The 22,628-nt window shown below is 73.8% G+C and carries 21 protein-coding genes; 10 read left to right on the top strand and 11 right to left on the bottom strand.

What is annotated here, in order from left to right; all coding sequences use genetic code 11:
• Position 1: 1 nt before the first annotated feature.
• Complete coding sequence (locus tag QSK20_RS13870) at positions 2 to 820, bottom strand: YidC/Oxa1 family membrane protein insertase (protein WP_285789019.1); 819 nt, start codon at positions 818 to 820, stop codon at positions 2 to 4.
• Between the two features lie 165 nt (positions 821 to 985).
• Entirely contained in the window at positions 986 to 1,285 is a 300-nt protein-coding gene (locus QSK20_RS13865; protein ID WP_285789018.1) for a DUF6412 domain-containing protein, read from the bottom strand.
• Between the two features lie 147 nt (positions 1,286 to 1,432).
• On the opposite strand from QSK20_RS13865, the gene QSK20_RS13860 reads away from it, so the two are divergent.
• From QSK20_RS13860 to QSK20_RS13835, 6 genes are all read left to right on the top strand, one after another.
• On the top strand, positions 1,433 to 2,593 hold the full coding sequence (locus QSK20_RS13860) for a carboxylate-amine ligase (protein WP_502888895.1): 1,161 nt from the start codon (positions 1,433 to 1,435) through the stop codon (positions 2,591 to 2,593).
• A 4-nt stretch (positions 2,594 to 2,597) separates the two neighbouring features.
• Positions 2,598 to 3,968: an FAD-dependent oxidoreductase gene (locus QSK20_RS13855; protein WP_285789016.1), complete on the top strand. Its 1,371-nt coding sequence runs from the start codon at positions 2,598 to 2,600 to the stop codon at positions 3,966 to 3,968.
• A 57-nt stretch (positions 3,969 to 4,025) separates the two neighbouring features.
• Positions 4,026 to 4,898, top strand: a complete 873-nt coding sequence (locus tag QSK20_RS13850; protein WP_285789015.1) for an aminoglycoside phosphotransferase family protein — start codon at positions 4,026 to 4,028, stop codon at positions 4,896 to 4,898.
• A 113-nt stretch (positions 4,899 to 5,011) separates the two neighbouring features.
• On the top strand, positions 5,012 to 6,433 hold the full coding sequence (locus tag QSK20_RS13845) for a WGR domain-containing protein (protein WP_285789014.1): 1,422 nt from the start codon (positions 5,012 to 5,014) through the stop codon (positions 6,431 to 6,433).
• Between the two features lie 104 nt (positions 6,434 to 6,537).
• Entirely contained in the window at positions 6,538 to 6,900 is a 363-nt protein-coding gene (locus QSK20_RS13840; protein ID WP_285789013.1) for a type II toxin-antitoxin system RelE/ParE family toxin, read from the top strand.
• On the top strand, positions 6,897 to 7,214 hold the full coding sequence (locus QSK20_RS13835) for a helix-turn-helix domain-containing protein (protein WP_285789012.1): 318 nt from the start codon (positions 6,897 to 6,899) through the stop codon (positions 7,212 to 7,214). The genes QSK20_RS13840 and QSK20_RS13835 overlap by 4 nt, the downstream gene beginning before the upstream one ends.
• A 167-nt stretch (positions 7,215 to 7,381) precedes the next feature.
• On the opposite strand, the gene QSK20_RS13830 is transcribed toward QSK20_RS13835, so the two are convergent.
• Positions 7,382 to 8,191: an Fpg/Nei family DNA glycosylase gene (locus tag QSK20_RS13830; protein WP_285789011.1), complete on the bottom strand. Its 810-nt coding sequence runs from the start codon at positions 8,189 to 8,191 to the stop codon at positions 7,382 to 7,384.
• 226 nt (positions 8,192 to 8,417) lie between these two features.
• Positions 8,418 to 8,642: a GntR family transcriptional regulator gene (locus tag QSK20_RS13825; RefSeq protein WP_145837355.1), complete on the bottom strand. Its 225-nt coding sequence runs from the start codon at positions 8,640 to 8,642 to the stop codon at positions 8,418 to 8,420.
• A 582-nt stretch (positions 8,643 to 9,224) separates the two neighbouring features.
• On the opposite strand from QSK20_RS13825, the gene QSK20_RS13820 reads away from it, so the two are divergent.
• Positions 9,225 to 9,572 (top strand): hypothetical protein, encoded by a 348-nt coding sequence (locus tag QSK20_RS13820; RefSeq protein ID WP_285789010.1) that lies wholly within the window; start codon positions 9,225 to 9,227, stop codon positions 9,570 to 9,572.
• Positions 9,573 to 9,686: 114 nt separating this feature from the next.
• On the opposite strand, the gene QSK20_RS13815 is transcribed toward QSK20_RS13820, so the two are convergent.
• The 3 genes from QSK20_RS13815 to QSK20_RS13805 all read right to left on the bottom strand — a co-directional run bounded on the left by QSK20_RS13815 (position 9,687) and on the right by QSK20_RS13805 (position 12,476).
• Positions 9,687 to 10,100: a RidA family protein gene (locus QSK20_RS13815; protein WP_285789009.1), complete on the bottom strand. Its 414-nt coding sequence runs from the start codon at positions 10,098 to 10,100 to the stop codon at positions 9,687 to 9,689.
• Positions 10,101 to 10,251: 151 nt separating this feature from the next.
• A complete protein-coding gene (locus QSK20_RS13810; RefSeq protein WP_285789008.1) occupies positions 10,252 to 11,202 on the bottom strand; it encodes a phosphotransferase in 951 nt (316 codons plus the stop codon).
• Entirely contained in the window at positions 11,199 to 12,476 is a 1,278-nt protein-coding gene (locus QSK20_RS13805; protein ID WP_285789108.1) for a glycosyltransferase family 4 protein, read from the bottom strand. Before QSK20_RS13805 ends, QSK20_RS13810 begins: the two co-directional genes overlap by 4 nt.
• A 257-nt stretch (positions 12,477 to 12,733) precedes the next feature.
• Here QSK20_RS13805 and QSK20_RS13800 point away from each other — a divergent pair, with 257 nt between their 5' ends.
• From QSK20_RS13800 to rocD, 3 genes are all read left to right on the top strand, one after another.
• Positions 12,734 to 13,564: a DUF308 domain-containing protein gene (locus QSK20_RS13800; protein WP_285789007.1), complete on the top strand. Its 831-nt coding sequence runs from the start codon at positions 12,734 to 12,736 to the stop codon at positions 13,562 to 13,564.
• Positions 13,565 to 14,028: 464 nt separating this feature from the next.
• Positions 14,029 to 14,844 carry a dimethylargininase gene (gene ddaH / locus QSK20_RS13795; RefSeq protein ID WP_285789107.1) on the top strand — a complete coding sequence of 272 codons (816 nt, stop codon included), beginning with the start codon at positions 14,029 to 14,031 and terminating at the stop codon, positions 14,842 to 14,844.
• Entirely contained in the window at positions 14,844 to 16,070 is a 1,227-nt protein-coding gene (rocD, locus tag QSK20_RS13790) for an ornithine--oxo-acid transaminase (RefSeq protein WP_285789106.1), read from the top strand. The genes ddaH and rocD overlap by 1 nt, the downstream gene beginning before the upstream one ends.
• Here the strand turns inward: rocD and QSK20_RS13785 are convergent.
• The 4 genes from QSK20_RS13785 to QSK20_RS13770 form a co-directional block, all read right to left on the bottom strand.
• Positions 16,067 to 17,221, bottom strand: coding sequence for an FHA domain-containing protein (locus QSK20_RS13785; RefSeq protein WP_285789006.1), 1,155 nt, complete (start codon positions 17,219 to 17,221; stop codon positions 16,067 to 16,069). The two genes, rocD and QSK20_RS13785, sit on opposite strands and share 4 nt — an antisense overlap.
• Complete coding sequence (locus QSK20_RS13780) at positions 17,218 to 17,511, bottom strand: 4a-hydroxytetrahydrobiopterin dehydratase (RefSeq protein ID WP_285789005.1); 294 nt, start codon at positions 17,509 to 17,511, stop codon at positions 17,218 to 17,220. Before QSK20_RS13780 ends, QSK20_RS13785 begins: the two co-directional genes overlap by 4 nt.
• Before the next feature lie 262 nt (positions 17,512 to 17,773).
• A complete protein-coding gene (locus tag QSK20_RS13775; protein ID WP_285789004.1) occupies positions 17,774 to 18,823 on the bottom strand; it encodes a fatty acid desaturase family protein in 1,050 nt (349 codons plus the stop codon).
• Positions 18,824 to 18,939: 116 nt separating this feature from the next.
• On the bottom strand, positions 18,940 to 22,608 hold the full coding sequence (locus tag QSK20_RS13770; RefSeq protein WP_285789003.1) for an SCO7613 C-terminal domain-containing membrane protein: 3,669 nt from the start codon (positions 22,606 to 22,608) through the stop codon (positions 18,940 to 18,942).
• Positions 22,609 to 22,628 lie beyond the last annotated feature (20 nt).

The raw sequence follows: 22,628 nt of genomic DNA, 5'->3' as shown, positions 1-22,628 counted from the left end.
GTTAACTGTTTCTGTCCAGAGTTGGTCGCGAGGTCCGTCGCTCGCGACGCAGCACGGTGTGCTCCAGGGCGGTGAAGGCGGTGGTGGTGACCAGGTAGAGCACGCCCGCCAACGGCACCACCAGCGCGACCGGCACCGTCGCGTACGGCAGCAGCGGCAGGATCCGACCGACCGCCGCCCCGACGTCCCCGGCCACCCCACCGGCCCCCGCCACCTCCCGGGACGACGCCGACCCGCCCGACGCCTTCGGACCGCTCGACGGCCCCGCCCCGCCGGACGACGCCGCGTTGGCGGCCATGGTCCGGCGCATCCGCCGTGACGCCAGCCACGCCAGGCCGAGCAGCGCCGCCAGGAGCACGCCCCAGACCGGTCCGGCCGCTCCGGCGAGCCCGTCGGCCAGGTGGCGCCCCAACGGCACCCCGGCCAGTTCCCCGGCCAGCGGCACCGGGTCACCGGCGGTGAAGAGGCGGTACATGATCAGGAAGAACGGGGCCTGGAGCAGGGCCGGCAGGCAGCCCGCCAGCGGACTCGCCCCGGCGGTGCCGTACAGGTCGAGCAGTTCCCGCTGCAACCGGGCCGGGTCGCCGCCGTACCGGCGACGCAGCTCGGCGACCTGCGGGGCGAGAGCCGTGCGACGCCGCTCCCCGCGCACCTGGGCGACGGTGAGCGGTACGACCAGCAACCGGACGGCGACGGTGAACGCGACGATGGCGACGGCGGTCGCGGCCCCACCGGCCAGGGGCGCGACCGCGTCGGCGAGCGTGGAGACGGCATGGGAGGCGACGCCGACGGCGGCGTCGAGTGGCGCGAAGGCGAGCATGGGTGTACCCCTTGGTGCGATTCCGGTCGAATGTCCGAGATGGACGGAGGACGGGCGGAATCGACCGCGTGCGCGGAGTCGACGGCGCGGTCCGGCCGGCCCGACGATGCGGGCCAGTGGTTGGCGGGTCGGCAGATGGCAGTGCCGGAGGTGCCCGGCGACGCGTCACGCGGCCGCGGGGCGTACCCCCGGCGCGCGGGGGCGGGGCCGACCCGGCGCGTCCGGGTCGAGCTGCCGGGGCACCCGACGGCGACGGGCGCGTTCGCGCAGGGAGCGGGCCCGTCGGACGGCCTGCGGGCCGGCGGCGCCGACCGCCGTGACCAGGACGGCCACCATCGTGGCGAGCAGCAGCGCCGCGCCGACCGCCACCCCGGCGAGCGCCTCGACCGGCCGGTCGGCGAGCACGACGAACTGACCCAGCGCGTACGCCCAGGCCCAGATCACCACCGACAGCGGAGCCAGCACGGGCACAGCCTAGGACCCGCTGTCACGTTCCCGACCCCGGCGAGCCGACCCGACACGCCGGGACAACGTTTTCCGGCCGCGTACGGCTGGGTAGCCCTAAGTCCATCTCCCGCGAGTGACGCGGACCGGAAGAAGGTGGTGAAGGCCGTGGCCGGCCAGGTGGCGATCCAGGACGTGACGAGCACGCCGGACGGTTCCGATCTGCTCACCGTCGGCGTCGAGGAGGAGTTCCTCCTCGTCGACCCGCACACCGGCGTGGCCGTGCCCGCCGTCGACCTCGTGATGGAACAGGTGCCCCCCGAGCTGGGCGGCCAGGTGGAGCGGGAGTTCCAGACCAGCCAGATCGAGATCGGCAGCCCGCCCGGACTGGACCTCAGGGCGATCCGGCACTCCCTCGGGCTGCTGCGCGCCGGGCTCGCCGACGCCGCCGACCGGGCCGGCGTCCGGCTGCTCGCCATCGGCACCGGCCCGGTCGACGGGCCGGTGCCGCCGGTGGTGGACAAGCCGCGCTTCGACCGGATGGTCGAGCGGTTCCGGCTGCTCGCCCCCGGACCGGGCAACAACGGCATGCACGTGCACGTCGGGATCCCCGACCCGGACACCGGCGTGCAGGTGCTCAACCACGTCCGGCCCTGGCTGCCGATCCTGCACGCGCTCACCACCAACTCCCCGTTCTCCGCCGGCGAGGACACCGGGTACGCGAGCTGGCGCTCGATCGAGTGGGAACGCTGGCCCTCGGTGGCCCCGACGCCCTGGCTCGACTCGCACGGCCACTACCAGCGGCTGATCCGGCAGCTCATCGACAGCGGCGTGATGCTGGACGAGGGGATGCTCTACTGGTACGCGCGGCTGTCGGCGAAGTACCCGACGGTGGAGATCCGCATCGGGGATGTCTGCCCGTCGCTGGACGACACGATCCTGGTGGCCGCGCTGGTCCGGGGTCTGGTCGGCACGGCGCTGGCGGAGATCGCCGCTGGCCGTCCGGCCCCCCGGGTCGACCACCATCTGCTGGTCGGGGCGCACTGGCGGGCCGCCCACGACGGCCTGACCGGCAAGGCCGTCGACCCGCACACCGGCGAGGTCGGTCCGGCGTGGGAGCTGCTGGACCGCCTGGTCGACCGGGTCCGCCCGGAACTCGACCGGCACGGCGACACCGACCAGGTCGACGACCTGCTCGCCGGGGTGCGCCGGCACGGCACCGGGGCCGAGCGGCAGCGCGCGGTGCACGCCCGCACCGGTCGCCTCGTCGACGTGGTCGAGGACGTGGCGCGACAGACGCGCGGCGGGACGCCGACGGTGGAAGACTGAACCGGTGGCGGAACGGTTGATCGTGGTGGGCGCCGACGCCGGCGGCATGGCGGCGGCGTCCCAGGCCCGGCGGCGGCGCGGTCCGGAGGACCTGGAGATCGTGGCGTTCGACCGGGGGCGCTTCACCTCCTACTCGGCCTGTGGCATCCCGTACTGGATCAGCGGGCTGGTCGACGAGCGGGACGACCTCGTCGCCCGGGACCCGGCCACCTTCCGGGACGAGTACCACGTGGACGTCCGGCTCCGGCACGAGGTCACCGCCATCGACCTCGACCGGCGTGAGGTCGTCGCCCGGGACCTGGCCGGCGGCGGCGAGGTCCGCGAACGGTTCGACACCCTGATGTACGCCACCGGCGCGACCCCGGTGCACCCACCGTGGGCCCGGGTCGACGCGGACGGAGTCTTCGGGGTGCAGACCCTCGACGACGGCGACGCGCTGCGCGAATGGCTGGAAAGCGACCCGGCTCCCCGGCGCGCGGTGGTCGTCGGCGGTGGCTACATCGGCGTGGAGATGGCCGAGGCGCTGATCGTGCGAGGGCTGGAGGTGACCCTCGTCGAGCAGGCCGACCAGCCGATGTCCACCGTGGACCCGGACATGGCCGGGCTGGTGGCCGACGCGATGCGCGGGCTCGGCATCGACATCCGTACCGGAGTGACGGTCACCGGGCTGGAGACCCACGACGGCCGGGTCACCGGAGTCCGCACGGACGCCGGCGAGTTCCCCGCCGACGTCGTCGTCCTCGGTCTCGGGGTGCGCCCGAACACCGCGCTCGGCGAGGCCGCCGGCCTGCCCGTCGGGCCGTCCGGCGGGATCCGGGTGGACCGCCGGATGCGGGTGATCGGGATGGACGGCGTGTGGGCGGCCGGGGACTGCGTGGAGACGCTGCACCGGGTCAGCGGACAGCCGGTCAACATCCCCCTCGGCACGCACGCCAACAAGCAGGGCCGGGTCGCCGGGATCAACATCGGTGGCGGCTACGCGACCTTCCCCGGCGTGATCGGCACGGCGGTGACCAAGGTCTGCGACCTGGAGGTGGGACGGACCGGCCTACGCGAGTCCGACGCCGCCGCCGCCGGCTTCGAGTTCGTCTCGGTGGTCACCGAGTCGACCAACCGGGCCGGCTACTACCCGGGAGCCCGCACGATGACGGTCAAGCTGATCGCCGAGAAGCCCGGTGGCCGGCTGCTCGGCGCGCAGATCGTCGGCTGGTCCGAGGCGGCCAAACGGATCGACACGCTGGCCGTGGCGCTGTGGAACGGCATGACGGTGGACGCGATGACCGGCCTCGACCTCGGCTACGCGCCGCCGTACGCCCCGGTCTGGGACCCGGTGCTCATCGCCGCCCGCAAAGCGGTCGACGCGCTCCAGGGTTGACCGGCTCCGGCCGGAAACGGTTGTACGGTCGGGCCGGACCGGCCCGAGGATGGTCCGATGGAACTGGAGATCCCTCGGCGGCTGGACTGGATGCGGCGGGTGCCCGCCGGACGCGACTGGCTGGCGGTGCTGCCGGAACGGCTCGCCGCCTGCGTGGACCGGTGGTCGCTGCGGCTCGGCCCGGCGTACCCGGGGTCGCTGGTGTCGCTGGCCCTCCCCACCGACCTGCCGGACGGGACACCGGCCGTGCTCAAGCTCCAGTATCCCGACCGGGACAGCGAGCACGAGGCGACGGCGCTGGCGCGGTGGGACGGCGACGGCGCGGTCCGGTTGCTGGCGCACGAGCCGGCGTGGCGAGCCCTGCTGATCGAGCGGTGCGTCCCCGGGGATCCGCTCTCCCACCGCCCGCCGGAGGAAGCGCTCGGGGTGGTCGTCGACCTGCTCCCCCGCCTGTGGCGACCGGCGAATGCCCCCTTCACGTCGCTGGCCGAGGAGGCTGCCGGCTGGGTGGAACGGCTGCCGGGCAACTGGGAGCGGGCCGGCCGGCCGTACGAGCGACGGCTGCTCGACGCCGCCCGCGACCTGCTCACCGGCCTGGCCCCGAACCAGGGCGAACAGGTGCTGGTCAACCAGGACCTGCACGCCGGGAACGTGCTGCGCGCCGGCCGCGAGCCCTGGCTGGTGATCGACCCGAAGCCGCTGGTGGGCGAGCGTGAGTTCAGCGTGGTGCCGATGGTGCGTGGCGCGGAGCTGGGCCACTCGCCGGCGGCGGTGCGGCACCGGTTGGACCGGCTCACCGGCGAGCTGGGGCTGGACCGGGAGCGGGTGCGGGGCTGGGCGGTCGGCCAGACGCTGGCCTGGAGCATCGGCGAGGGGCAGGTCTTCCCGCAGCAGGTCGAGGTGGTCCGCTGGCTGCTCGGCGACGACTGAGCCGCAGGTCAGCCCTCGTTCGGTGGCCTTGTCGGGGGCGCGGGTTACGGTGTGCGGGCTGTCGACGTACCGGTCGGACCGCCACCGGTCGCCCGCCCCCGGAGGATTTTCCCATGGCACAGGAGACGACGTACCTCGAACTGTCCGAAGCGGATGGTGGGGCGCACAAGTTCTACGAGACCGTCGTGGACGGCTGCGACCTGACCGTCCGCTACGGCCGGATCGGTGACCAGGGGCAGGTCAAGACCAGCAGCTTCGCGGACAACGCGAAGGCCCGCGCCGCCGCCGCGAAGAAGATCGGGGAGAAGGTCCGCAAGGGGTACGCCCCGGCGGTGCGCGGCGTACGGCAGAAGCGCGCGGTGAGCCGTCGCCAGATCGTCAGCACCCGCTCCACTGCCCGCACCGCCCCGGTGCTCTGGCGGTACCACTCGGGCGCCCCGGCGTTCGGCATCTTCGTCGACGGCCAGCACTGCATGGTGGGCAACGAGCACGGGGTGATCACCACCCTCGGCCACGACGCCCAGGTGCTCAGCCAGGTCCGGCTGCCCGACGGGGTGAAGTGCATCGTCGCCGACGACGCCTGGATCTACGCCGGCTGCGACGACGGCAACGTCTACGACCTCTCCGGCAAGGTGCCCCGGGTGGCGTACACCATCGCACCGGAGATCGACATCTACTGGCTGGACATCCACGACGGAGTGCTCGGCGTCTCCGACGCGGGCGGCGGGATCTCCGCCGTCGACCACGAGGACGAGTTCCTCTGGCGGCGGCCGGGGCGCGGCACGTCGGCGTGGATGGTGCGCTGCGACGACGACGCGATCTACCACGGCCACTCGGCGGGGGTGACCGGCTACGACTGGCGCACCGGCCAGGAGCTGTGGAACACCCGCACCGGCTCGGTCCTCTTCGGCTGGCAGGAGCGCGACCACGTCTTCGCCGGCACCGGCACCCGCCAGGTCGTCCGGCTGACCAAGCGCGGCCGGGCCGACCTGACGTACCACTGCGACGCGCCGGTCTTCTCCTGCGCCGCCACCGAGAACGGCCGGTACGTCTTCGCCGGGGACAACCACTCCTCGATCTACTGCTTCGACGAGGCCGGCAACCGGCTCTGGAAGCTCGGCACCGGCTGCGGTTCGGCGTACTCCATGCAGTACCACGAGGACCGCCTCTACGTGGTCACCACCGGCGGGTACCTGGCCTGCATCGACGCCAGCGAGCCGGCGATCCGGGCGGCCGAGGGCGGCAGCGTCCCGCAGGTGGTGGACGTCAAGGCACCGCCCCGGATGGCCGCCACCGCTCCGTCCACCACGGTCGAGGTGGTCCACCACGCCGAGGGCGGGGTGGTCGTGCAGTGCGTCGAGGAGCGCGGCCGGCTGCGCATCCAGGTGCTCTCCGACGGCTACCACCGGGACTGGTCGGTGCAGTTCCCCAAGGGCATCCGCGAACGGGGAGCCCGCTACCTGGTCCCCGAGGTCCGCGAGTCCGGCCGGGGCGGCTTCTACCGCGCGTACGGCGACATCCGCCGGCTGGTCTGAGCGCGGTGGTCGGGCCGGCGGTGCGGGCCGGCCCGACCACCGCGCCAGCTGCCGCCCATAGCGAGTAGAGGCGTCCGGGTATAGCTTTCGCTATACTCTTTCGCGTGGGGACCGACGAGTGGGATATCTACCTCGTCCACGAGGTAGAAGAGTGGATCGACAGCCTCGATGCACTCACCCACACCCGTGTCGTGCAAGCCATCGACCTGCTCGCCCAGGCCGGACCAGGGCTCGGCCGGCCGCTGGTCGACACGATCCACGGTTCATCGATCGCCAACCTCAAAGAGCTGCGCCCCGGCACCGTCCGCATCCTGTTCGCCTTCGACCCGTGGCGCTCCAGCATCCTGCTCGTCGCCGGAGACAAGGCCGGACGTTGGCAGCAGTGGTACACCGAAGCGATCCCCCTGGCCGAGCAACGCTACGAGATATACCTGAAGGAACGCGCTGAGGAGGGCCGACAGCCATGAGCAGCTACGTAAGCTGGCGTGACATCCGCAGCGCCCACATCGAGCGCGCCGGCGGCGAGCAGGTCGTCGAAGCAGGCAAACAGGAACTGCTCACCACCATCGTCGGACACCGCCTCGCCGAGGTACGCCGCGCCCGCGGTCTGACTCAGAAGCAGGTCGCCGAACGCATGGGCGTCACCAAGGGCCGTGTCTCCCAGATCGAACAGGGCAAGATCTCTGGCCAGGACGTCGTCGCCCGCTACGCCGCCGCTCTCGGCGGACGCCTCCACCAGGCGATCTACTTCGACGACGGCGACATCGCCGCCATCGCTTAGCCCGTCCCACGACCCACCCCGCCAAGATCGGCGGCTTCTACCGCGCGTACGGCGACATCCGCCGGCTGGTCTGAGCGCGGTGGTCGGGCCGGCGGTGCGGGCCGGCCCGACCACCGGACCGGCCCACGAGCGGCCGACCCGGCCTGAGCCGCAGGGCAACGGGCGGGTCAGCCGGCCTGGCAGGCGGCGCACCAGTAGAGGTTGCGCCCGCCCAGCTCACCCCGGCTGACCGCCGAGCCGCAGACGTGGCAGGGGTCGCCGTTGCGGCGGTAGACGTACACCTCGCCGCCGTGCCGGTCGACGCGCGGCGCACGCCCCATCGCCTCGGGCAGGTGCGCCGGGCGGACGGTGTCGATCCGCCCCCGCTCGACCGCGAGGGTCATCAGCTCGACCAGGTCGGCCCAGAGCGCCTGCCAGCCGGCCGGGGTCAGGTTCCGGCCGGGCAGCAGCGGCGGCAGTCCGGCCCGGAACAGCGCCTCGGTCACGAAGATCAGCCCGGTGCCGGCCACCACCGACTGGTCGAGCAGGAGCGCGGCGAGCGGCGTCGGGCTACGGGAGATCCGGGCGTACGCCCGCGCCGGGTCGGCGTCGGTCCGCAGCGGATCCGGGCCGAGCCGGGCGCGCAGCGTCTCGACCTCACCCGGGGTGAGCAGCTCGCAGGCGGTGGGGCCGCGTAGGTCCAACCAGTGGCGGTCGCCGACCATCCGCAGTCGCACCTGCCCGACCGGCGCGGGCGGCTCCCCCGACCCGTCGGTGAACTTGCCGTAGAGCCCGAGGTGGATATGGAGGGTCACCTCGGCGGCGTAGTGGTGCAGCAGGTGCTTGCCGTACGCCTCGGTACTCTCCAGCAGGGTGCCGGAGATCAACGCCGCCCCTTCGGCGAAGCGACCCTGAGGGCTGCTGACCTGCGGCTTCTCCCCGGCGAACAACTCGGCGTGCCGGGCCGCCAGGCGGTGGATGCTATGTCCCTCGGGCACGACCACCAAGCGTAGTCAGCGACCGTCACGCCCCTCCGTCAGGGCGGCCCGCACGACTTCGGCAATGTGGGGGTCACACCCGGCCGGGACACCCCGACCTCGCCGAACCGGAGTCGATCGTGGGCATCTCTGTCGGCAGTCGGAGGTGGATCGGGCGTGCCGCCAGGCGGGATCCGCTCGCTCGTCGGGCGTGGAGGAGGGGACAGCTGCACCTCGACCCGCGCGGCTACTCCTTGCCAGCTACGTACACACCTCGTCCCGGCTGTCCCACGACCAGGTCCCGATCGTGCAGGAGCGAGACGGCACGGTACGCGGTGGCCACGCTGACGGCGAACTGATCAGCCAGCTCGCTCGTGCTGGGCAACTTCGTCCCCGGCCCGAGCTCGCCGCTCTTGATCTTCGCAGTCAGTTCGTCGGCGATGCGTCGGTATTCGGCAGGTGCAGAGGGCATGACTTTGATCCCCTTGGTTCGGCCCTGCCATCTGACCACGCGCCAACCTTCGTCAGCAAGTGATGCAGGAAAACCACGCCGTGTGCTTTACCTACGTCAGATAGTGACGTAGTTTGCTTATGGCTTCCCTTGGTTCGGCAAACCTGTAGGCAAGCCCCGTCAGGGCGGCGCGGATCCCGTCGCCCTGACGGCTAACAGCGAATTCACCAAGCTGCGGAGAGCACTGATGAACGGGATCCGCCCCGACGACCACCCACCAGCCGCCCCACCGACGCACCCCGTTCGACACGGGCCCGTCTGGAGCTGGCGGCGCTGGCGCAGGCTGTGCCGCTGCGGGGCGGAACTACCCTGCCGCGCCCGCCGTCGCCTCACGATCAACCCGAGGGCACTGGCCCCCGGAGGAGCCGTGACCCCGGTACGCCGCGAGGTGCCGTTCCTGGTGCAGTCGGCCTGGTACTGCCTGGACCACCACCGCCACAGCCGTTGCCCAAGGTGCACGGAGACGGGGTTCTGCCCGACGGTGGAAGCTGCCCGCGCCCGGATCAGGATGTGGCGCCGGCACCGCGCTGTCTTCGGCTGGCGATGACCACTCCCCGGCCCGGGGCCGGCGACCTGGTCCTGGTGACCCGCGCGGCCAGCGTCCAGTTCGTCACGCCGATCATGTTCCGGGTCATCCGGGTGCTCGACCGGGTCACCTTCGACGGGTGGATCTGGCTGGACGGCTACCAGCTCGACAGGAAGGGCGACGCGGTCGCCCGGCGGTCGATCTTCGTACAGCCCGCCGGGCTACGGGTGCAGCAACGGGCGGCCACACCCCGAAGACCGACGACCCTGCCGACCGTACGCCAGAACTGCGGACCGGCCGGGCTGCCACCGGCCACCCCGCAGCGCCAGCCAGCGCAGGCACGGCGTACCGCTGGACACGGCTGACTGACCGGGTAAGGCAGAACTGACAGGGGTCGCCACGTCCCCCCAAAGCGCCCACCAGCCAACCGGGGTCCGGGTCTCCTGTTCGCGCCGGGTCACGGGTGTGGCCGACGAAGGTCAGCGCCCGTCGCGGACGGCGGCGACGGCCTCGACCTCGACAAGCTGGTCGTCGTACCCGAGCACGGCGACCCCGAGCAGCGTGCTCGGCGGGTCGTGGTCTCCGAACGCGTCCCGGACGACCCTCCAAACGGCCACCAGGTCGGCCCGGCGGGACGACGCCACGTAGACGGTGGTCTTGACGACGTCGGTGAGCCGGGCACCCGCCGCCGCGAGGGCGGTCTCCAGGTTGGCCATCACCTGTCGGGCCTGGCCGACCGGGTCACCCGGCGCGACGGTCCGCCCCTCCGCGTCGAGCGGGCAGGAGCCGGCGGTGAAGACGAGCCGGGCCGGCGGCTCGACCGTGGCCGCGTACGCGTACTCGGCCACGTCGGACAGGGCGGGCACGCGAATCAGTCGGTTCGGTGAGGTCACTGCGGCGACGCTACTGCCGGATCCCGAGCGGGCTCAAAGGATATTCGCCGACCGTCATGGTCGACGTCGCCCAGTCCCGAGACACGGCGACCAACCGTCAGGAGGTAACGCAGGAAGGCAGGGCTGGCGCTCCACCCATCCCACCGGGTCCTCAGTCAGCCAACCCACCCGCGAACGGCATGGACCGCCACTGCTCGACGAGCGGCCGGGTGGCGTCGGCCAGCATGGGCAGTTGCGGGGCGAGCGCGAGGCAGGCGACACCCCGCAGCATTCCCACCGCGTTGACGAAGCCCAGCACGTCCTTGTTCAACTCCCGCAGGCCCCTGCGCCGCGCTTCGCGGTCGTACGCGGCCTCGCAGTCGGGGCCGAGGCCGGCGAGGTCCCACTCCACCGGCCCGGACATGACCATCTCGAAGTCGGCGTACAGGTGCCCGCGCACCTCGGGGACGATGTTCACCGCCGGACAGTCGCCGTGGATGGGCTGGAGGTCGACGCCGGGAAACCTGCGCTCGAACGCCTCGCGGGACCGCACGAGGGGTTCCAGGATCTGCCACTCGCGGCGGGCCCGGTCCAGGTCGGCCGGGTCGAGCAGGTCGGGGTGGTCCGCAAGGAGCGCGAGGCTGTCCTCGATGAACCGAGGTTCCGCATTCGACAGGAACGACAGGTCACCCGGGTAGTCGCGCATCGCGACGTGCAGGTCGGCGACGAGGCCGGCATTCGCCACGTAGTCGGGCTCGGCGTCCGGATCCACGTCGACGAGCTGCCAGAACGTCATCGAGAACCCGTCGCGTTGCACCGGCTCCGGGGGCACGAGCGGGCTGGGCGGGATGACCGGGACGCCCCGGTCGGCGAGCCACCGGGTCACGTCCAGTTCCGCCCGCTGCCGGCCCGCCTGGCTGTCGAGGTCGGCGTAGTGCGGCAGCACCGTGAGCACCCGGGCCACCACCGGCGACGGCGCGAGGTGGACGACCACCGAGAACACCTCGTACAGCACCTTCGGGTCGGTCACGGTGAGCCCGAGACCGCGTCCGGCGTGGACAGCCGCGTCGACGGCACGTGCGGTCCGGTCAGCGATCTGTTCCGGGGACAGGAACACGGTCATGGCGTGATCGTGCCATCCCCGTGCGGAAGCAGAAACGTATAAACCCGGTCGAGCACCTCGGCCTGGGCCGGCCAGGACCACGACTCCAGCAGCCCCGGCGCGTCGTAGGCGGCCCGGTGGCGGGTCGGATCGGTGAGCACCGTCTGCACCGCGCGGACCAGGTCGGCGACGTCCCCGGCGCGGAACACCTCACCCTGGCCGGTACGCCGGACCGTCTCCGCCATGGTCCGTACGTCGCTGACCACGATCGGCAGCCGGGCGTGCGAGTACTCGAAGAACTTCGTGATCAGGGCGATCTCGTGGTTCGGCCAGTGCTCGATCGGGATCACCCCGACGTCCGCCCCGGCGAGCAGCGACACCACCTCGTCGGCGGCGACGTACCCACCGACGTGCAGCCGGTCGGCCACGCCGAGTTCCGTCGCCCGCGCGACCAGACCCTGGACGTAGTCGCCGTCCGGCCGGTTCACCACGAACGCGAGGTGCGTACCGGGCAGCCGGGGCAGCGCCTCCACCAGCACGCCCAGCCCGCGTTGCGGGGCCGCCGCCCCGCTGTAGACCAGCAGCGGCACCTCCGGTCCGATCCCGCACCGCTGGCGCAGGGACTCCGTCGGGGTCACCCCGTCGGGCAGGTCGGGGGCGTTGAGCACCACCGCCGGCCGCTCGGCGAGGCCGTGTTCGGCCTGCAACAGCCGGGCCAGTTCGTCGGAGACGGTGACCACCGCGTCGGCGTACGGGGCGTACTCCCGTTCGTGCGCCCGGTGGGCGGGCAGCCAGCGGACGTTGTCCCGCCACGGCTTGATGCCGGGCAGGAACTCGTGCGCGTCCCAGAGCAGCCGGACGTTCCGGCCCCGTTCCGAGGCCCGCAGTTTGGCCCGCGCGCCCACTCCGAGCATCCGGAAGTCGTGGGCGTGGATCAGGTCCGGGTCGAGGGCGTCCACCACCGGCCCGTACGCCCGCTCGTACTGCCACAGGGACGGTTCGAGCCGCCGCCAGGCGCGCTCCCGCATGGCCACCGACCAGAACCGGGTGTAAGCCCGTTCCACCGGCCTGCGCAGACCGCCGAGCGCCGCCACCGCCCGCCGCCGGCGCGCCTGCGCTCCGGTGGTCGGGCCGCCCATCGGCAGCAGCCGGACCTCGGCGCGGCCGAGCAGCCACCGGTGCGGCGCGCCGTCCGGCGAGCGCCCGAGCAGCGTCACGTCCCAGCCGGCGGCGGCAGCCGAGCGGGCCGCCTTCTGCACCCGTGAGTCGCCGTGCACCGCGTTGTCGACCAGCATCACCACCCGGCCCCGGGCACCTGGAACACGCTCGTCGTCTCTGCCCGCACCGGTCACGGCTCGGGATCCTACGGCCGCTCCGGCCTCCGCCACGGCACGAAACGAACCGGTCCACCCCTCGTTCACCTGCAATTCCGGTTGGGGCCCCGGAGGGGACAGGTGTGCCGGAAGAGGGCCGGGGGTACGTCAGGGGTACCACCGCGTGGCAGCCGGCGGCGCGTCCGAGGTCTCCACGCACCGACCAGGAGGTGTACGTCGTGAGGATTCCCCTGCTGTCGAGCCGGAACGAACCGGCCACCCGGGACGGGAACGAAGCCGCCCCGGAGACCGTCCACGCCACCGACCGGGACGCGTCGACCGTGTCGTCCACCGGTCGGGTCGCCGAGCCGATGGGCACCGACCGGGGCGGCGACCGGACGACGTACCGCAGCGCCGCCGCAACCGTCGACGGCCGTGACCAGCGGACGGACCTACCGCCGGCGGACGGCCGGGTCCGGGACCCCCGGGACGCCGACGCGGAGCGACGGGCTGCGGCCCGGGCGGCGACCGCGCGGGCCGCCACCCGACCGGCGGAGGCGGACCCGGACCGGGACCACGTCCGGTCTGGCCCCGAGCCGACCGCCGGCACCGCGACCACCAGCACCATGGAGCGGACCATCGACCTGGACCGGGCGACGCAGGAGCGTACGGTCGACCGCCACCCGGACCTCGAACCCGTCGTCGCGGACCGGCGTGCCCCGGAGCCGGCGGTGGTGGCCGGGAAGAAGCCCCGGGCCAGCCTGCTCGCCACCGTGGGTCTGGTCGTCGGCGTGGCCGGTCTGATGTTCGTGCTCACCGGCACCCTCGCCGGGTACGGCATCGCGATCGGCGCGGTCGGCGCGGTGCTCGCCGTCCTCGGCCTGATCGCCACCCGTCGCCGGCACGTCGCCGGCAAGACCGACGCGCTGCTCGGCATCCTGGCCGGCCTCGCCGCCGTGGTGCTCGGCGTGCTCGCGATGACCGGCCAGTTCGACTGGCCGACCACTGACGGCGACCTTGTCAATCGCTTCCGGGAGTGGCTTGACTCACAGTTTGTCGACCGGCTCTGACGGGCACTGTTGGCGGCACCGGTGGTGCACCGGTCGAGCCCGGTCAAACTGGTGGTTCACCAGCGGGGGCGACATCTCTTTCAGGGGCGGCGGTTCGCCGCCCCTGAAGCATGTCCGGGGTCGGATGCCGGGCGGGTGAGCCGCCGGGCACTCGCCGGCCTGGTCCGCGTAGCCACCCGCGGCTGAATCTCCACGTCCCGCAGCCTGCCGACGCGCATCATCGGGCGGTGGGCCCGGATGACCTGCTCCGGGAGGACGGCGGCGCCCTGACCGGCCGTCCGACGCCGCTCCGGCGCGCAACGAATCGCACGCCCAATGCCATACAGACGCAATGAACGTGCGCTTCACGCAATCCTCACGGGTGGTTACCGCCGCTGCCGGACGCATAGCGTTGGAGTAACGGCGCCAGCCCGCAGGCCGCGAGTGGCCGGGCGCGCCCGACCCTCGGGAGCAGGACAATGACGATGGACGCCACCAGCCAGCGCTTCCTCATGTGCCGGCCGACGTACTTCGCCGTCGACTACGCGATCAACCCCTGGATGGACCCCACCGCGCCGGTCGACGCCGACCTGGCGATCCGGCAGTGGGAGCAGCTGCGGCAGACGTACCGCGAACTCGGCCACACCGTCGAGGAGATCAACCCGGTGCCCGGTCTGCCCGACATGGTCTTCGCCGCCAACGGCGGCACCGTGATCGACGACCGGGCGATGGCCGTGCAGTTCCGCGACCCGCAGCGGGCCGACGAGGCCCCCGCCTACCGGGCCTGGTTCGAGGCCGCCGGCTTCGAGATGCACGACCCGAAGCACGTCAACGAGGGCGAGGGCGACATCCTGCTCGCCGGTGACCTGCTGCTCGCCGGCACCGGGTTCCGCACCGCGCACGCCTCGCACGCCCAGTTGCAGGAGGTCTTCGGTTATCCGGTGATCACCCTCCAGCTGGTCGACCCCCGCTTCTACCACCTGGACACCGCGCTCACCGTGCTCGACGAGCGGACCGTGGCGTATCTTCCCGAGGCGTTCTCGCCGGGCAGCCGCGCCGCGCTGCGTCGACTCTTCCCCGACGCCGTGCACGCGACCATGGCCGACGCCGAGGTGCTGGGGCTGAACGCGGTCAGCGACGGCCGGCACGTGGTGCTGCCCGCCCAGGCCACCGCCCTCGCCGCGCAGCTGCGCGACCGGGGCTACGAGACCATCGGTGTCGACCTGTCCGAGCTGCGCAAGGCCGGCGGTGGCCCGAAGTGCTGCACGTTGCGACTCCGTCAGGGAAAGGCAGGCAAGTGATCGTCGACGACATGCTGCGGACGCCGGACGCGGTTCGGGACGCCGAACGGTGGACCGCGCACAACTACCACCCGCTACCGGTGGTGATCTCGTCCGCCGAGGGCGCCTGGCTCACCGACGTGGACGGGCGGCGCTACCTCGACTGCCTGGCCGGCTACTCCGCGCTCAACTTCGGCCACCGGCACCCGCAGCTGATCGCCGCCGCGCACGACCAGCTCGACCGGCTGACCCTGACCAGCCGGGCGTTCATCCACGACCAGTTCGCCGTCTTCTGCCGCGAGCTGGCCCAGCTCTGCGACAAGGAGCTGGTGCTGCCGATGAACACCGGCGCGGAGGCGGTGGAGACCGCGATCAAGGTCGCCCGCAAGTGGGGTTACCAGGTCAAGGGCGTGCCGGCCGGGCAGGCGAACATCGTCGTCGCCGAGGGCAACTTCCACGGCCGGACGACCACCATCGTCAGCTTCTCCACCGACGCGGACGCCCGGGACGACTTCGGTCCGTACACCCCCGGGTTCACCGTGGTCCCGTACGGCGACCTGGACGCGCTGACCGCCGCGATCGACGACCACACGGTCGCGGTGCTGATCGAGCCCATCCAGGGCGAGCAGGGCGTGGTCGTCCCGCCGGAGGGCTACCTGCCGGGCGTACGCCGGGTCTGCACCGAGCGCAACGTGCTCTTCCTCGCCGACGAGATCCAGTCCGGCCTGGGCCGCACCGGGGAGACCTTCGCCTGCGCCCACGAGGGCGTCGTACCGGACATGTACCTGCTCGGCAAGGCGCTCGGCGGCGGCATCGTGCCGGTCTCGGCGGTCGCCGCGAACGCCGACGTGCTGGGCGTGCTCAAGCCCGGCCAGCACGGCTCCACGTTCGGCGGCAACCCGCTGGCCTGCGCGGTCGCCACCGAGGTGGTCCGGCTGCTGGCCACCGGCGAGTTCCAGCGGCGCTCCGCCGAGCTGGGCGAGCGGCTGCACGCCGGACTGCGGGAGCTGCTCGGCCGGGGCCTGGTCGCCGTCCGGGGCCGGGGTCTCTGGGCCGGCCTGGACATCGACCCGGCGCTGATGACCGGCCGGCAGGCGTGCGAGCGGCTGATGGAGCGGGGCGTCCTCGCCAAGGACACCCACGGCTCCACGATCCGACTGGCCCCGCCCCTGGTCATCACCGCCGAGGAGATCGACCACGCGCTGGCCCAGCTCGCCGCCGTCCTCGACCCCGCCGCCTCCGCCTAGGGGCGGGGCAGGCGCATCGCCATGGTGGGGGCTTCGGCCATCACCGAGGTGGGGGTGTAGGGGGCACCGGCGGGCAACTCGCCCGGACGACCGATCTGCACCCCCGGGTACAGCTCCACCATGTCCCCCGGGTCCATCACCCGGGACTGCTGCGGTGCCAGCGGGATCCGCTCGGCCTCGGCCATCGAGCCGCCGGGACGGATCCCGCTGCCGTTGGTGCTCACGTCGGTGACCACCACCGTGCCGGCCCGCAGCTCGAACTTGAGGTGACTGCGGCTGATCCAGCGCCGGGCCTCGTCGTTGAGCCACTGCCCGAGCACGATCCCGCTGGACTGGTCCGGTGCCCGGCCGACCAGCACCGGCTCCTCGGACGTGAGCACGAACCGACGCCGGACCAGACCACCGATCCGAACCGCGAGGACCTCGGTCCGGGGCCGGGCCCCGCCGTCACCGAGTCGGGTGTTGTGCCGGGGACAGGTCGGCGCGCCGGTCCGCAGCGTCGGCGGCGGCTGGGCGGCCGGACTCCGCTCCGAGCGGGGGGACAGATCCGCGAAGGCACCACCGCCGCCCCCGGAACCGAAGAGCGCGCAGCCCGGTTCGGGGCAGCGCCACAGGCGGGAGAGCAGTTTCGTCCCGACCGGCGACGGCTCCCCGGCGACCGGGGTCGTACCCGGGCCGACGTGCGCGACGAAGGCCGGACCGCCCTGTCCCGGCACCGGAGCGACCACCCGGCCCGGCTGCTCGACCACCCACGGGTAGCGTCCGCGCAGCCCGTCGAAGCGGGCCCGGCTGAGCACCGGCAGGCCGAGCAGGTCGGCCACCTCCAGGATCCGGTCACCCGGCTGGTCCAGCACCTCGACCAGGCCGTCGTCGGCCCAGCGGCGGACCACCATCCGCTCGTTCGAGGTCAGGTCGGCGTCGGAGAGCAGCGCCCGGTGCACGACCGCGTAGACCGGGACGCTGTCCTCCTCCAGCTGCCGGGCCAGCGCGTCGATCACCATGCCGAGCCGCAGCATGCTCGCCGGTCGGCCGGCGTCCAGGTCCTGGTAGCGGATCACCTCGGCCAGGTCGACGACCGCGCGGGCCAGGGAGGGGTCGGTGCAGACGCGTCCCTCGATCGCGTCCAGCACCTTGCTGATCTCGAATCTCATCGCGTGCTCCGGACGATCTCGTCGATCCGCCGGGCCAGATCGATGTCACGTTCGGTGACACCGCCGGCGGAGTGGGTGGTGCAGCGGAACGTCAGCGTCCGCCACCGGATGTCGATGTCGGGGTGATGGTCCCGCTCCTCGGCCACCTCGGCGACCCGACCGACGACCGCGATCGCCTCGGGGAAGCTGCCGAGCTGGACGGTGCGACTGATGCCGGCAGGGTCGCCCGTCCAGTCCGCCAACGCGGCCAGTCTGTCGCGTACCGCCTCTGCGGTGAGCACCTCTGCCATGGTCAGCACCCTACCGGGGCGGTGCCGCCCACCGCCGGACCCGAACGTCACCCAGCGGCAACCGTCACTCCCCCGCTCCCGCCGGTCACGGCGGGTGCCCCCGGTGTGGTTGGTAGCAGGGGACCCCTGTTACTCGTTTTTGTCGTGCAGGGGTCCCCTGCTACCACCGCCACCACAGCAGCACCGCCGCCGCCACCGCCGACACAGCAGCACCAGCAGCACCAGCAGCACCAGCAGCAGCGGGACGGTGCCGGTGCGACGGTCAGCTCCGTACCGGGCGGCCAGCCTCGTGCAGGTGCGCCAGCGCCTGCCGGTACGAGTCGAACAGCCCGGTCTCGGCGTACGGGATGCCCTGTTCGGCGCAGTACGCGCGGACGATCGGCCGGGCCCGGCGCAGGTTGCCCCGGGGCATGTTCGGGAAGAGGTGGTGTTCGATCTGGTAGTTGAGGCCGCCCAGCGCGACGTCGACCAGGCGGTTGCCCCGTACGTTGCGTGAGGTGAGCACCTGCTTACGCAGGAAGTCGAGGTCGTCCTCGGCGGTCGGCATCTCCATGCCCTTGTGGTTGGGGGCGAACGAACAGCCCATGTAGAGCCCCCAGAGCCCCTGGTGGACGGCGACGAACGCCACCGCCCGCCCCGGCGACAGGACGGCGCCCACCAGCACGAGGTAGCCGACGAGGTGCGCGGCGAGGAGCAGCCCCTCCACCGTCCGGTGCCGCATCGGCGTCCGGAATCCGCCGTCCGGGTTCCGCCCGACGACGGCACGCACGCTGGACACGTGCAACGCGAGCCCCTCCAACAGCAGCATCGGGAAGAACAGCCACGCCTGCCACCGGGCCAGCCACCGCCCGAAACCCCGGGTCGCCGCCGCCTGCTCGTGGGTCCAGACCAGCGCTCCCGCGCCGACGTCGGGGTCCTCCCCCTCGTGGTTGGGGTTGGCGTGGTGCCGGTTGTGCTTGTCCACCCACCAGCCGTAGCTGAGCCCGACCGCCAGGTTGCCGGCGAGCAGCCCGACCACCTCGCTGGGACCGCGTCGACGGAACATCTGCCGGTGTCCCGCGTCGTGTCCGAGGAAGGCGACCTGGGTGGTGGCGACGGCGAGCAGCACGGCGACGCCGAGTTGGGCCCAACTGTCACCGACCGCGACGAACAACGCCCAGCCGCCGACGAAGAGGGCCACCGTCAGCGCTCCGCTCGCCACGTACCAGCCGGGTCGCCGCCTTAGCAGACCGGCCTCGCTGATCCGCCGGGACAACCGCGCGTAGTCACTGCCCCGCCGCAGCGGCGGGTCGGCCACCGAACCGAGCGTCATCTGTGCCCCCGTCTCCTCGGGTGGTCGGGCCGCCGGCCGGCGGCCCGACTCCAGTCTCCGAACGACGGTTGCGCTGGGTAATCCTGCGACCCCCCGAACAGCCGGTAGGGCAGGCCCTACCCCATCCTGCCCACCACGGAACGCAGCCGGGCCAGATCCCGCCGACGACGCTCGTAGGTGGTCGCGAGTCCGATCAGCGCGAGACCGCCGACGGCGAGGAAGATCCACCGGGGCACCAGGTCCCAGCTGCGGACGACCTCGTGCAGGGCGAGCGGGACGAGGCAGGCCCCGCCGAGCACGACCGGGGCCTGCCACCGCCGGACCGCGCCGAACAACACCACGCCGAGCGCACCGGCTCCGAGCAGCAGCCGCCGCCACGGTTGCGGGTCCGCGCCCACCAGGACCGACGCCAGGCTCGGCAGCAGCGCCGCGGCGAGCCCGGGGCCGAGGGCGGTCCAGCTCGTCAACCCCGGTCGGGTACGCAGCGCGACCAGCCCGGCGAGCAGCGCCAGCCCGGCCGCCGGCAGGGTGTACGCCTCCAGCAGCGTGACCTCGGCGACGGTGAGCAGCAGCCACGCCCCGAGCAGTTCGCTGCCCCCGGCGACGGCCGCGAAGGTCCACCGCCGACCGACCGGCTCCCCCGGTCGCAGCGCCCGCAGCGCGACAGCCGTGCCCCAGAGCACACAGACCAGGGCGGCCTGCCGGCGTGACCCGACGGTGAGCAGGAGCGCCGTCAGGGCGACTCCCTGGGCGGCGGCGTCCAGCACCAGTCCCTCCCCCGGACGCCGACGGGCCAGCAGGGCGGCGGTGCCCAGCACGAGCACGGCCACCGCGAGCACGGCCGACCCGGCGGTACGCAGCGGCAGGTCGGCGGCGACCGTGGCGGTGACCGCGAAGGCGGTGGCGGTGAGGGCCGCGCCCGCCCAGCCGACCGGCCGGACCGCGTCGACCCGACCGGCGACCCCGACCACGACCGCGACCACCAGCGCCAGGCCCAACCCGGCGAGGGTGCCGGCACGGGTCGGCAGCAGGCCGGCCAACCCGGCGCCGGCCAGGGTCAGCCCGGTGCCCGCCAGCACCGGCAGCACGGCCCGACGCGGGGTCGACGTGCTGGCGAGCGTGGCGGACAGCAGGCCCGCCGCGCCGAGCAGCAGGGACGCCGCCGGCAGCACCGGCCAGGGTGCACCGACCCCGCCGAGGAGCACCGGCACGGCCACCGCGCCGACCGGTACGGCGATCGGCACCGCCCGGCCCCGGCCGAGCGGGGTGGACCGGGCGGCCACCGCCAGGGCCAGGAGCAGCACGAGGAACGCCACCCCGGCGGAGAGCCGCGAAGGGGCCACCCCGGGTGCCAGCCCGACCCCGTCCGGCGCACCGGACCAGACCGACCCGAGCCAGCCGTACGGGGCGACCAGCACCCGGAACACGGCGGGGACGAGCACCGCGCCGGCCGCCACCGCCAGCACGACGCCGACCACCCGCAGGCCACCGTCCGGGCGGAGCACGGCGGCCCCCACCACCGTCACCAGCACCGCCACCGCCAGGTAGACCGGCACCGACTCCCCGGCCGGCACGACCACCGGCGCGAGGCCGGCCAGCGGGAGCGCCCCGGCCAGCGCGGTGCCGGCGTACCGCTGGAGGTCGGGCCAGTGCCGACGGACCGCGACCAGCGCGACGGGCAGCAGCCCGACGGCGATGGCCGGCCCGCGCAGCCGCCACGGCAGCGACGACGCCAGCTCGACCTGCGTCACCACCACCAGGGCCGGTACGGCGAGCAGCGCCACGGTCAGCGCCGGGCCGGCCAGCCACCGGACCGGTCCACCGAGCCGTCGGGCCCGGCCGGCCACCACCAGACCGACGGCCAGCATCCCGGCCAGGACCGCGCCGGCTCCCACCGGCGCGGCGAGGCCGACGAGCAGCGCGTGCCCGGTCAGGACCACGCCGGCGACGGCGGTGAGCACCGGCTGGTACGCCCGGCCGCCCGACCGGAACACCGCCACGAGCAGCAGGGCCGCCCCGACGACCAGCCCGAGCGCCACCACCACCGGCCAGGGCGTGGGCCGGACGGCCGGCACGGCGAGCACCGCGACCACACCGCCGCCGAGGGCGACCGGGAACCGGGCGGCCCGGGGCAGCAGGAGCAGACCCGCCCCGACGGTCAGCAGCACCGCGACCGGAAGCTGCCAGCCCCAGTGCAGGTCCGGGCCGGCGGTCGCGCCCTGCCACGGCGGGACGGAACGGAGCACCCCGGCGGCGGCCAGCCCACCGGTCGGCACCAGGACCACGTGGGCCATCACCCCGGCCACGACGAGCGCACCGGCCCGGGAGCCGCTGCGCAGCCCGGCGGGCATCGCCCGGACGGCGGCGGCCAACGCGAGCACCACCACCGCCGAGGTGACGAGCAGCACCGAGGGGCGCAGCTCGGCCACCGGGCGGAGCACCGCCGGAGCCGAGACGACCACCAGCAGCGCGACGGCGACCGGCCGGAGGACCGAGCCGGCGGCGACCAGCGCGGTCCCGGCCAGGACCACCGCCACCACCAGCAGCGGCAGACCGGCCGCGAGCGGCGTGTCGAAGGCCTCCCCCGCCAGCAGGGCGGCCACCGCGCAGACCACTGCCGGGACCAGTGCCAGGGCGTGACCGGTCCAGGCGGTGACCCGGCCCGCGACGACCAACGACCCACCCGCCCCGGCCCGGCCCGACGGCACGGGCACCACGGTCCGGTCCGACGGCACGGGCACCCCGGTCCGGTCCGACGACGCAGGCAGCGCGGCCCGGCCCGACAGCGCGCGCACCACGGCCAGGTCGACCAGGGCGACCCCGGCGAACACCAGCGCCCATCCCGCGACGCCCGGTCGCGTCTCGGCGGCGAGCAGCGGCAGCACCGGCTGTGCGACGAGCAACGCCCCGAACCAGGGCACCGCCAGCCGGGTGAGCAGCGCATAACCGGCGGCGATCGCCGCGCTGGCCCCCCCGACCAGCGCGGCGTACCGGGTCACCGGCCAACCGGTGACGCCGACCAGGTCGACCGCCCACGCGGCGTACCCGTCGAGGAGCACCAGCAGCAGCCCGACGGCGGCGATGGTCTCCGCGGTGCCGCGCAGTCCCCTCCGTACCACGACCGCCGGCACGGCCAGCGCGAGCGCGGTGACCGCCGCCAGGATCGCCGCCCGGCCCACCACGCCCACCGCCGCCCAGGCGACCGCGGTGAAGACGATCGCCGCGGTGCCGAGCAGCAGGCCACCGAGGACGAAGAGCACCCCCTGCACGGTCCGGGTGGAGGTCTCCCGCTGCCCGGCGGCGGTGCCCCCCACCGCCGCCGGGCCGACCGGAACCGGGCCGACGGCGACCGGCCGGACCAGACCCGGACCGGCGGCGGCCGGCCGGACCGGAGCCGGACCGGACGGGACCGGGCCCGTGGACACCGGACCGGACGGGACCGGACCGGTGAGGGCCGGCGCCGACGGGGTCGGGGCCACCGCCGGCCGGGGCGGACGCACCGTGGCACCGGTCGGGGCCGCCGTGGCCTGCGCGGGCATCGTCCGGGTCGCCCGGACCCGCGCCGCCAGGTCGGCCCGGTGCCGCTGGGCCGTGTCCAGGGCCGCGCCGAGGTCCAGGTACGCCCGTCGCGCCTGCTCCACCCGCCCGGCGAGGACGGTGATCTCGGCGTCGAGCCGGATCACCTCGGCGGCGGTCGGGTCGGGTCCCCGGCCGCAGGACCGGCAACCGACGGTCAGGTCGGCCGGTGCCGCGCACGCGGGACAGGGGTAGCCGCTGGTCTGCACGCGGTCATCCTGCCCTGGCC

Source organism: Micromonospora sp. NBRC 101691 (genome assembly GCF_030269285.1).
GTDB classification, from domain to species: domain Bacteria; phylum Actinomycetota; class Actinomycetes; order Mycobacteriales; family Micromonosporaceae; genus Micromonospora; species Micromonospora echinospora.
Note: the sequence above shows the minus strand (reverse complement) of the source record. Positions and strands in the feature narration are given on the sequence as shown.

Bases quoted from the DNA above. Each gene is read 5' to 3' on its own strand.
- QSK20_RS13870 (WP_285789019.1), bottom strand. From the start codon at position 820: ATGCTCGCCTTCGCGCCACTCGACGCCGCCGTCGGCGTCGCCTCCCAT.
- QSK20_RS13850 (WP_285789015.1), top strand. From the start codon at position 4,026: ATGGAACTGGAGATCCCTCGGCGGCTGGACTGGATGCGGCGGGTGCCC.
- QSK20_RS13845 (WP_285789014.1), top strand. From the start codon at position 5,012: ATGGCACAGGAGACGACGTACCTCGAACTGTCCGAAGCGGATGGTGGG.
- QSK20_RS13835 (WP_285789012.1), top strand. From the start codon at position 6,897: ATGAGCAGCTACGTAAGCTGGCGTGACATCCGCAGCGCCCACATCGAG.
- QSK20_RS13825 (WP_145837355.1), bottom strand. From the start codon at position 8,642: ATGCCCTCTGCACCTGCCGAATACCGACGCATCGCCGACGAACTGACT.
- QSK20_RS13820 (WP_285789010.1), top strand. From the start codon at position 9,225: ATGACCACTCCCCGGCCCGGGGCCGGCGACCTGGTCCTGGTGACCCGC.
- QSK20_RS13810 (WP_285789008.1), bottom strand. From the start codon at position 11,202: ATGACCGTGTTCCTGTCCCCGGAACAGATCGCTGACCGGACCGCACGT.
- QSK20_RS13805 (WP_285789108.1), bottom strand. From the start codon at position 12,476: ATGCTGGTCGACAACGCGGTGCACGGCGACTCACGGGTGCAGAAGGCG.
- ddaH (WP_285789107.1), top strand. From the start codon at position 14,029: ATGGACGCCACCAGCCAGCGCTTCCTCATGTGCCGGCCGACGTACTTC.
- QSK20_RS13785 (WP_285789006.1), bottom strand. From the start codon at position 17,221: ATGAGATTCGAGATCAGCAAGGTGCTGGACGCGATCGAGGGACGCGTC.
- QSK20_RS13780 (WP_285789005.1), bottom strand. From the start codon at position 17,511: ATGGCAGAGGTGCTCACCGCAGAGGCGGTACGCGACAGACTGGCCGCG.
- QSK20_RS13775 (WP_285789004.1), bottom strand. From the start codon at position 18,823: ATGACGCTCGGTTCGGTGGCCGACCCGCCGCTGCGGCGGGGCAGTGAC.